The organism is Anaeromyxobacter sp. SG66, assembly GCF_022690805.1.
GTDB classification, from domain to species: domain Bacteria; phylum Myxococcota; class Myxococcia; order Myxococcales; family Anaeromyxobacteraceae; genus Anaeromyxobacter; species Anaeromyxobacter soli.
Map to the genome: position 1 here is coordinate 1 of NZ_JALCZC010000126.1, position 10,153 is coordinate 10,153.

8 protein-coding genes and 1 pseudogene are annotated in these 10,153 nt (G+C 73.2%); all 9 read left to right on the top strand.

The genetic code is table 11. The annotated features are described in order from the left end of the window. A pseudogene (locus MNZ39_RS21160) lies at nucleotides 1-445 on the top strand (response regulator); the annotation flags it as partial. 80 nt (nucleotides 446-525) lie between these two features. Beyond that, entirely contained in the window at nucleotides 526-3,675 is a 3,150-nt protein-coding gene (locus MNZ39_RS21165; protein WP_242341086.1) for a valine--tRNA ligase, read from the top strand. Between the two features lie 9 nt (nucleotides 3,676-3,684). Beyond that, nucleotides 3,685-4,521 carry a carboxylating nicotinate-nucleotide diphosphorylase gene (gene nadC / locus MNZ39_RS21170; protein ID WP_242341087.1) on the top strand — a complete coding sequence of 279 codons (837 nt, stop codon included), beginning with the start codon at nucleotides 3,685-3,687 and terminating at the stop codon, nucleotides 4,519-4,521. 12 nt (nucleotides 4,522-4,533) lie between these two features. Continuing rightward, the gene (locus MNZ39_RS21175; RefSeq protein WP_242341088.1) at nucleotides 4,534-5,523 is read left to right on the top strand and encodes a biotin--[acetyl-CoA-carboxylase] ligase; all 990 of its coding nucleotides are present in this window, start codon (nucleotides 4,534-4,536) and stop codon (nucleotides 5,521-5,523) included. Nucleotides 5,524-5,582: 59 nt separating this feature from the next. After that, complete coding sequence (locus tag MNZ39_RS21180) at nucleotides 5,583-6,347, top strand: type III pantothenate kinase (protein WP_242341089.1); 765 nt, start codon at nucleotides 5,583-5,585, stop codon at nucleotides 6,345-6,347. Continuing rightward, nucleotides 6,344-6,889: a M48 family metallopeptidase gene (locus tag MNZ39_RS21185; RefSeq protein WP_242341090.1), complete on the top strand. Its 546-nt coding sequence runs from the start codon at nucleotides 6,344-6,346 to the stop codon at nucleotides 6,887-6,889. The genes MNZ39_RS21180 and MNZ39_RS21185 overlap by 4 nt, the downstream gene beginning before the upstream one ends. A gap of 44 nt (nucleotides 6,890-6,933) precedes the next feature. Continuing rightward, nucleotides 6,934-8,070, top strand: a complete 1,137-nt coding sequence (locus tag MNZ39_RS21190; protein WP_242341091.1) for a hypothetical protein — start codon at nucleotides 6,934-6,936, stop codon at nucleotides 8,068-8,070. A gap of 31 nt (nucleotides 8,071-8,101) precedes the next feature. Next, on the top strand, nucleotides 8,102-9,739 hold the full coding sequence (murJ, locus tag MNZ39_RS21195; protein ID WP_242341092.1) for a murein biosynthesis integral membrane protein MurJ: 1,638 nt from the start codon (nucleotides 8,102-8,104) through the stop codon (nucleotides 9,737-9,739). 180 nt (nucleotides 9,740-9,919) lie between these two features. Beyond that, nucleotides 9,920-10,153: hypothetical protein (locus MNZ39_RS21200; RefSeq protein ID WP_242341093.1), on the top strand; the 234-nt coding region annotated here is incomplete at its 3' end.

The following is a 10,153-nucleotide window of genomic DNA, read 5'->3' on the forward strand; positions in this document are numbered from 1 at the left end:
CGCGCCCGCGCCGGTGCGCAAGGATCCCTTCGGCTTCGGAACGCCCGCCCAGCCCGCGCCCGTCGTCGCGCCGCGCCAGGACGACGACTGGAGCGACGTGGACATGGGAGAGGCGGCGCAGGCGCGCCACGAGCCGCTCGACCTCGGCCTCGGCCTCGGGCTCGACGCGGCGCCGCGCGCGCCCGCGCCGATCGAGCTGCCGCCGGCCGAGGCGCCCGCGCCGGAGCTCGCTCCGATGCACGAGTTCGTGCCGCCTGCGGCCACGACGGGCCACGCGCCCGCCGCGGCCTCCGCCGCCGACGGCGGCGAGACGGCGCTCCGCGACGCGCTCTCGAAGGCCTCCCGCGAGGTCATCGAGCGCATCGTATGGGAGGTGGTACCCGAGCTCGCGGAGACGATCATCCGCGAGAACCTCGACCGCCTCGTGAAGTCGCGCCAGGGCTGAGCGCCCGGCGCCATCCCGCAAGGACAACCTCATCAGGCCCTCCCGTCCGCACGCCGGGCGGGAGGGCGAATCGAGACGTCATGGAGAACGACAACCGGACCGAGCTCGCGAAGGGCTACGAGCACCGCGAGGTCGAGGCCCGCTGGTATCCCTTCTGGCTCGAGCGCGGCTACTTCCACGGCGACGAGAACGACCGCACGCGCCCGCCGTTCTCGATCGTGCTGCCGCCGCCGAACGTGACGGGCTCCCTGCACCTCGGCCACGCGCTCACGGCGACCCTGCAGGACGTCCTCATCCGCTGGAAGCGGATGAGCGGCTTCAACACCCTGTGGCTCCCCGGCACCGATCACGCCGGCATCGCCACGCAGATGATCGTGGAGAAGGAGCTCAAGAAGACGGAGAAGGTGAGCCGCCACGACCTCGGCCGCGAGGAGTTCCTCCGCCGCGTGTGGGCGTGGAAGGAGCGCTTCGGCTCGCGCATCGGCGAGCAGCACAAGGCGCTCGGCGCCTCCCTCGACTGGGAGCGCGAGCGCTTCACGATGGACGAGCGGTCCTCCCGCGCCGTGCGCGAGGTCTTCGTGCGCCTGCACGAGGAGGGGCTCGTCTACCGCGAGAAGAAGCTCATCAACTGGTGCCCCGACTGCCGCACCGCGCTCTCCGACCTCGAGGTCGAGCACGAGGAGGCGCACCCCGGCGAGCTCTGGTCGTTCGCCTATCCGCTCGCCGACGGCTCCGGCGAGATCGTCGTCGCCACCACCCGGCCGGAGACGATGCTCGGCGACACCGCCGTCGCCGTCCACCCGGAGGACGAGCGCTACCGGGGGCTCGTCGGCAAGAAGGTGCGCCACCCCCTCCTCGATCGCGAGATCCCGATCGTCGCCGACGCCATCCTCGTCGATCCGAAGTTCGGCACCGGCGCCGTGAAGGTGACGCCCGCGCACGACTTCAACGACTTCGAGGTCGGCAAGCGCCACGGGCTCGAGCAGCTCACGGTCATCGGGCTCGACGGGCGGATGACCGAGGCGGCCGGGCCGCTCGCCGGCCGGGATCGGTTCGACGCGCGCGAGGAGGTGAAGCGCCTCCTCGCCGAGAAGGGGCTCGATCGCGGGACGAAGCCGCACGTCCTCCCGCTCGGCCGCTGCCAGCGCTCGCAGACCGTGCTCGAGCCGCTCCTCTCCGACCAGTGGTACGTGAAGATCGAGCCGCTCGCGCGGCCGGCGATCGAGGCGGTGGAGCAGGGGCGGACGCGCTTCATCCCGGAGCAGTGGACGAACACGTACATGGCGTGGATGCGCAACATCCACGACTGGTGCATCAGCCGCCAGCTCTGGTGGGGCCACCAGATCCCGGCCTGGTACTGTCCGGACGGCCACGTCACCGTCGCGCGCGAGACGCCGTCCGCGTGCGCCACCTGCGGCAAGGGAGCGCTGCGCCAGGACGAGGACGTGCTCGACACCTGGTTCTCGTCGGCGCTCTGGCCGTTCTCGACCATGGGCTGGCCGGACCGGACGAAGACGCTCGAGACGTTCTACCCCACGTCCGTCATGGAGACGGGGCACGACATCATCTTCTTCTGGGTCGCCCGGATGATGATGATGGGGATCCACTTCATGGGCGAGGTGCCTTTCCGGACGGTGTACCTGCACCCGATGGTGCGGGACGAGAAGGGCCAGAAGATGTCGAAGACGAAGGGGAACGTGATCGACCCCCTCGTCATCACCGAGCAGTACGGCGCGGACGCGCTCCGCTTCACGCTCGCGGCGCTCACCGCGCAGGGGCGCGACATCAAGCTCGCGAAGGACCGCATCGAGGGCTACCGCGCGTTCGCGAACAAGCTCTGGAACGCGACGCGCTTCGCGCTCATGAACCTCGAGGGCCACGTCCACCGCGACGTGGACCCGACGAAGCTCGCGATGACCGCCGCCGATCGCTGGATCCTGGCGCGCACGCAGCGCGCCGTGAACGACACCCTCGCGGCGCTCGAGGGGTTCCGCTTCAACGAGGCGGCGAGCACGGTCTACCAGTTCGTGTGGGGCGAGCTCTGCGACTGGTACATCGAGCTCGCCAAGGAGGCGCTCTACGGCGACGACGCCGGCAAGAAGGCGGCGGCGCAGGCGACGCTCACGCACACGCTCAAGACCGCGCTCCTCCTGCTGCATCCCTTCATGCCGTTCATCACCGAGGAGCTCTGGCACGTGCTCCGCGCGCGCGTCGGCGCGGACGGCTGGCCCGACTCGATCCTGGCGGCGCGCTACCCGCGCGCGGCGGAGGTGGACGAGGCCGCCGAGCGCGGGTTCGGCCCGGTGATCGGCGTCGTCGACGCCATCCGCAACATCCGCGGGGAGATGAACATCCCGTTCAAGGTCGTGCTCGAAGACGTGGAGCTCGGCTCGCTCGACGCGGAGGCCGAGGCGACCGTTCGCGAGGAGCTCGGCCGCATTCACCGGCTCGCCAATGTGAAGGACGCGCGCGTGCTCTCCGACGGGGCGGTCCCCGCGAAGCGCGGCCAGAGCGCGGTGGCCGTCGGCGCCGGCTTCGAGGTCCGCGTCGGCCTCGCCGGCGCGATCGATCTCGCTGCGGAAGCGGCGAGAATCGAGAAGGAAATCGCCAAGTTGGATCAGGATCTCGCCTCGGTCGGGAAGAAGCTCGAGAACCCCAGCTTCGTCGCGAAGGCGCCGGCGGAGGTGGTCGAGAAGGACCGCGCGCGGCTCGTCGAGCTTCGCGAAAAAAAGCACAAGCTCGAAGCGCATCGTGCAATGCTCTCGGGTTCCGAGACGCTTTCCACGAGGAGGCAATCCATGGAGAACCAGAACGAGCAGAAGCCCACGACCGAGGAGTCGCCGTCCACGCCGGCCGCGGCCGTCCAGGAGGCCGCCGGTCAGGTGCAGACGGCGGTCGCCGGGGCCGTCGAGAAGGTGGTCGCCACCGCGACGGAGATCGCGAAGGCAGCCTCGAGCGCGGTCGTCTCCGGCATCGAGGGCCTCCGCAAGGAGAAGAAGCCGGCGCGCCGCTCCGCCCGCAAGCCGGCGAAGAAGGCCGCGGCCAAGAAGGTCGCCGCGAAGCCGGCCCGCGGCGGCAAGAAGGTGGCCGCGAAGAAGGCCCCCGCTCGCAAGGCGGCGGCTCGCGGCGGCAAGAAGGCGGCTGCGAAGCGCGTCGTGAAGGCCCCGGCGCGCAAGACGGCCGCGAAGAAGGGCGCTCGCAAGGCGGCGGCGCGGCGCGGCAGGAAGTAGCACCGCGGGATGCCTCGGCTCTCGGCCCACGCGGAGCGCCTCGTCGATCTCGCGCTCGAGGAGGACCTGCTCCTCGGGGACGTCACGAGCGAGGCCACGATCGACCCGGCTGCGATGGGGGAGGGGCAGTTCCTCGTCAAGGAGGAGCTGACCCTCGCCGGGACGGCCGTCGCCGTCCGGGTCTTCGAGCGGCTCGGCGCCGAGTGCCGCTTCGATCGAGCGGACGGGGCGCGCGCCCTCCGCGGCGAGGTGGTCGGCGTGGCCACGGGGCCGGTCCGCGCGCTCCTCGCCGCCGAGCGCACCGCGCTCAACTTCCTGCAGCGCCTGTCCGGCGTCGCGTCCGCGACGCGCCGCTGCGTCGACGCGCTCGCGGCCGGCGGCACCCGGACGCGCCTCCTCGACACGCGCAAGACCACCCCGGGCTGGCGCATGCTCGAGAAGGCCGCGGTGCGGGCCGGCGGGGGGAAGAACCACCGCTTCGCCCTCGGCGACGGGATCCTCATCAAGGACAACCACGTCGCGGCCTGCGGCGGGGTGGCCGAGGCGGTGCGCCGCGCCCGCGCCCAGGCCGGCGCGATGCTCAAGATCGAGGTCGAGGTGGTGGACCTCCCGGGGCTCGAGGCGGCCGTGGCGGCGGGCGCGGACATCGTCCTGCTCGACAACATGGACGACGCCGCGATGGCCGAAGCGGTCCGTCGCGCGAACGGCCGCGTGCTCCTCGAGGCGAGCGGGAACATGACCCTGGAGCGGCTCCCGCGCGTCGCCGCGACCGGGGTCGACTTCGTCTCGATGGGTGCCATCACGCACTCGGCCCGGGCGGTCGACATCTCCTTCGAGCTCGCGTAGCGTCCTCGCAGCATGGCGGAGGCCTCGAGCAGCGAGGAGCTGGTGCTCGCCTTCCTGGCGGAGGCGGGCGACGAGTTCGTCTCGGGCGAGGCCATCTCCGGCAAGCTCGGCCTCACCCGCGCCGCCGTCTGGAAGCACGTGGACGCGCTCCGCGCGCAGGGCTACCGCATCGACGCCGTGCCCGCGCGCGGGTACCGCCTCGCGGAGGTCCCCGACCGGCTCACCGCGCTGGAGCTCCGGCCGCTGCTCAACACGCACGACCTGGGCCGGGAGCTGCACTGCCACGAGGAGCTCGGCTCGACGAACGACCGCGCCAAGGAGCTCGCCGAGGCGGGCGCCGAGCACGGGACCATCGTCGTCGCCGAGACGCAGACCGCCGGCCGGGGGCGCCGCGGCCGGGCGTGGGTCTCGCCCCCGCGCCGTAACCTCTACTTCTCCGCGATCCTCCGGCCCGACCTCTCGCCGGCCCGCGCTCCCGAGCTGACGCTCGTCGCCTCGATCGCGATCTGCGAGGCGATCCGCCAGGCGGGGGTGGAGGCGGGGATCAAGTGGCCGAACGACCTCCTCGCGTCGGGGAGGAAGCTCGCCGGCATCCTCACCGAGCTCGCCGCCGAGCCGGACCGCGTCCACTGGGTCGTGATCGGCGTCGGGGTCAACGTGAACGCGCGCGCGGAGGACTTCCCGGAGGAGCTGCGCGCGGAGGCGACGAGCCTCGCCATCGAGCGCCGCACCCCCGCGCCCCGCGCGCTCTTCGCGGCCGCCTGCTTCACCGCGCTCGAGGACTGGATCGACCGGCACGCGGAGGAGGGGTTCGGCGTCATCCGCGAGGCCTGGCGCGAGCGCTCCGTCACCCTGGGCCGCGAGGTGACCGTGAGGACGGACGGGCGCGAGATCGTGGGGATCGCCGAGGACATCGACGCGACCGGCGCGCTCCTCGTGCGCGGGCGCGCGGGCGTGGAGCGGATCCTCTCGGGCGACGTCGCCCTGCTCCGGCCGCGATAGCGGCCCGGGAGGCGCCGACCGCGTTGACCCCGGCTGGGAGGCGACGCTAGGCTCCGGCCGTGCTGCTCGCCATCGACGTCGGCAACACCAACACCGTCCTGGGTGCCTACGAGGGCGCCTCGCTCCGCCATCACTGGCGGATCGAGACGAGCCACACCCGGACCTACGACGAATACGGCATCCTGGCCCGCCAGCTCTTCGCCGCCGCCGGGCTCGACCCCGCGGCCGTGACGGCGGTGGCGATCTCGAGCGTCGTGCCGCCCCTCGCCTTCACCCTGGAGCAGATGTCGCTCCGGTACTTCAAGGTGAAGCCGCTCTTCGTCGGCCCCGGCGTGAAGACCGGGATGTCCATCCTGTACGAGAACCCGCGCGAGGTCGGGGCGGACCGGGTGGTGAACGCGGTCGCCGCGTACGAGCGGTGGCGCTGCGGGCTCATCGTGGTCGACTTCGGCACCGCGACCACGTTCGACGCGGTCTCGCCGAAGGGCGAGTACCTGGGCGGCGCGATCTGCCCCGGCATCGCCATCTCGATGGACGCCCTGTTCCGGCACGCGTCGAAGCTCCCGCGCGTCGAGTTCCAGAAGCCGCCGCACGTGGTGGGCAAGAACACCGTCGCGTCCATCCAGAGCGGCCTCGTGTACGGCTACGTCGGCCTGGTGGACGGGATCTGCGCGCGGATGGCGGACGAGCTCGGCTTCGGCCCCAAGGTGGTCGCCACCGGCGGGCTCGCCGCGCTCATCGCCGGCGTCTCGAAGACCATCACCGAGGTGGACGAGCACCTCACGCTCGACGGCCTGCGCCTCCTCCACGAGCGGAACCGGTGACGGAGCCCCTCTCCCCGCCACGGGCCGCCCCCGAGCCGGCGGGCGACGCCGCCCTCGAGGAGGGGCTCGCCGCGTTCGCCGCCCGCGACGTCGACGGCGCCCACGCCGCCTTCGAGCGCGCGTTCCGGCGCGACTCGCGCGCGCCGCGGGCGATGTCCTGGTACGGCGTCACCCTCGTCCTCGTCGAGCGGAACTCGAACCTGGGCGTCTCGCTGTGCGACCAGGCGGTGCGCGCCTCGGGCCCGGACCCGGAGCTCCTGCTCAACCTGGCGCGGGTGCACCTCGCCCTCAACCAGCGCGACCGCTCCGTCCGCGCCATCGCGCGCGGGCTCGAGCTGTGGCCCCGCGACGTCCGGCTCCTCGCCGCCCGGGAGGCGCTCGGCACCCGGAGCGACCCGGTGCTGCCGTTCCTCTCCCGCAAGAACCCCCTCAACCGGACGCTCGGCAAGCTGCGCCACCGCTGGCGCCGGCGCCGCGCGCCGGTCTACGAGGTGTCGCCCGTCGCGCTCGGCTCACCGGCCGAGGCGCCGGAGGCGCCCTGAACGGACGATCCGATCGGATCGCGAGCCGTCGTCTAGGAGCCGAGATGCCCGGGTGTCCGCTGCCGCTCGACACGCTGCCGAAGCCGCTCCAGAAGCACGCCGACGAGAAGGCGCCGGCGGCGCTGCGGACGATGGGCGCGAAGGGGCTCGTCCCCGCCGTCGCGCCCGGGGACCTCGTCACGCTCCTCTGGTTCCTGTCGTTCGACGGCGACGCGACCGTCGCCGCCACGGCGCAGAAGACGGCGGAGGGGCTCCCCGACAAGCTCTGGGGCGTGGCCCTGCGCGCCGAGGGGGTCCCGGGGCAGGTCCTCGACTGGCTCGCCGACAGGCTCGCCGGCAAGGACGCCGCGCTCGAGCTCGTGCTCCTCAACCCGGCGACGCCGGACGCCACCGTGGCGCGCCTCGCGGCCTCGGTGTCGCAGCGGCTCGTCGACATCGTCCGCCAGAACGAGCTCAGGCTCCTGCGCTGCGACGAGATCATCCGCGCCCTGTGCCGGAACCCGAGCGCGCTCGCCTCGACGGTGGACGGCGCGTGCGACTTCTGCGTCCGGAACGGCCTCACGCTGCTCGACGTCCCGCAGCTCGTCGCGGCGCACGTGCGGATCCACGGGGTGGACCCGAGCGCGAGGGCGCCCGAGCCGGTCGAGACCGCGGCCGCCCTGATGCGCGACTACGGCGCGGAGCTGGCCCAGGAGCAGGGCGCGGCCGCGGCGGCGCAGACGGCCGAGGACGAGAAGAAGAAGCTCAACATCACGCAGCGGGTCATGCGCATGTCGGTGGCCGAGAAGATCAAGCTCGCCACCCTCGGCAACAAGGAGGCGCGCACGCTCCTCCTGCGCGACTCCAACAAGCTCGTGTCGATGGCGGCCGCGACGAGCCCCCGCATCACGGACGGTGAGATCCTCGGCCTCGCCAACTCGCGGACGGTGAGCTCGGACGTGCTCCGGTACATCTACTCGAACCGGGAGTTCACGCGGACCTACGCGATCAAGATCTCGCTCGTGAAGAACCCGAAGGTCCCGCTGCCGACGGCGCTGAAGATGATGTACACGCTGCAGGAGAAGGACATCAAGGAGCTCGCCCGAGACCGGAACGTCCCCCAGACGATCCAGGCGCAGGCGAAGTCCTTCCTGATGAAGAAGGAGGCCGCCGCGCGCGGCCCCGCGATGGGCAAGCACTAGCGGCCGCCGCCGAGCAGGGACCACGACCCAGATGACGCAACCGACGCAGGCGCCCGCGGGCGCGACCCCGGGCGCAGCCTCGGGGGCCACCTCGGCCGCGCCGGTGCGCGTGGGCCGGGCGCTGTGGCTGTCCGCCGCGACCATGATCTCGCGCGTCCTCGGCCTCGCGCGGGACCAGCTCTTCGCGATCCTCATCGGCGCGAACCGGTTCTCCGACGCCTTCGTGGTCGCGTTCCGGATCCCGAACCTCCTGCGGGACCTCTTCGCGGAGGGGGCGCTCTCCTCCGCGTTCGTCCCGGCGTTCGCCGACGCGCACCGGAACCGCGGCCGCGAGGCCGCCTACCGGCTCGGGAACGCCGTCGTCGCGCTCGTGCTCCTCGCGGTCGGGATCCTCACCGCGCTCGGGGTCGTCTTCGCGGGCGGGCTCGTGGCGGTGATCGCGCCGGGCCTCGAGGCGTCCGGCCTCGCCGCGCTGCTCGCGCGGATCATGATGCCTTTCCTGCTCCTCGTGTCGCTCGCCGCGGTGGCGATGGGCATGCTGAACGCGCAGAGCCGCTTCACCGCGCCGGCGATCGCCCCCGCGCTCTTCAACGTGGGCTCCATCGCGGTGGGGCTCGGGCTGTGGGCGGCGGGCTGGCCGCCCGAGCGCGCGGTGGTCGGCTGGGCGGTGGGGACGATGGTCGGCGGGGTGATGCAGCTCGCCGCCCAGCTCCCGGCGCTCCACGCGCTCGGCTTCCGGATCCGGCCGACCCTGGCGCGCGACGCGCTCGCCGACCCGGGGCTGCGCCGGATCGGCAGGCTCATGGGGGCCGCGGTCGTCGGCCTCTCCGCGACCCAGGTGAACATCCTCGTGAACACGGTCTTCGCGTCGCACCAGGTGGGCGCGAACACGTGGCTGCAGATGGCCTTCCGGCTCATGCAGCTCCCGCTCGGCGTGTTCGGCGTCGCGATCGCGACGGTGGCGGGGGCGGGGGTCGCGCAGCGCGCCGCCGCGCGCGACATGCCGGCGGTGAAGGCGACACTCGGGGCGGCGATGCGGCACGTGGCGTTCCTGAACGTGCCGTCCGCGGTGGGGCTCGCGGTCCTGGCGCGCCCGATCATCTCCATGATCTACGAGCACGGCCGATTCCGCCCGGAGGACACGGCGGCGACGGCGCAGGCGCTCGTGTTCTACGCGATCGGGCTGTACGCGTACTCGGGCGTGAAGGTGTTCGCGCCCGCCTTCTACGCGCTCGACGAGGCGCGGGTGCCGGTCGTCGGCAGCGTCCTCGGGATGGCGTCGAACGTGGCGCTCAACGTGACGCTCTGGCCCGTGCTCGGCTTCCGCGGCGTGGCGCTCGGGACCTCGATCGCCGCCGGGGTGAACTTCCTCGTGCTCGCCTTCGCCTGGCGGCGCCGCCACGGCGGCCTGGGCGGCGTCGGGATCGCGGCCCAGCTCGGGCGCGTGCTCGTCGCGACCGCCGTGCTCGGCGTCGCCGCGTGGGCGACCGAGCATGGGCTCTCGCGCCTGCTCGGCGCGGGGGGCGGGCTCGGGCGCCAGCTCTCGCTCGGGCTCGTCCCCGTAGCCGCGGGAGGCCTCGCCTACCTCGCCGCCGCGCGCGCGCTCGGCATCGCCGAGCTGACGGAGCTCCTCGGAGCCGTACGTCGGCGGCGCGCGGCGCGCCGCTGAGGCCCGCCGCCCGCCCGGGCGCTCCGTCGCGAGCCTCGAGCCCCGGGGGGGTGCAGGACGATCCGCCGGCCACCGGGACGCCCGTCCGGACCGCCGCCGCCGCCTCCACGGGGCTTTGGCGCGTCCGGCACGTTGCCTCTACCTTGCCGAGAGGATCCCTTTCACGCTCGAGGTTGGCACATGGAGAACGGCGGCAGCACCGTGTCGCACATGAGGCAAGGTGCGGGCGACATCGCCCAGGACGTACAGGATCGGATCGAGGAGCTCCGCGGGTACGCGGAGGACGCGGGCGAGATCGTCCGGAACTTCGCGCGCGAGCGCCCGGTCGCGGGGGGGGGGGGGGCCGCCCGGGGGGGGGGGGGGGGCGGCCGGCGCATGTCGCGGCCCGGAGCGCGGCCCTGGCCGGCCCCGGGC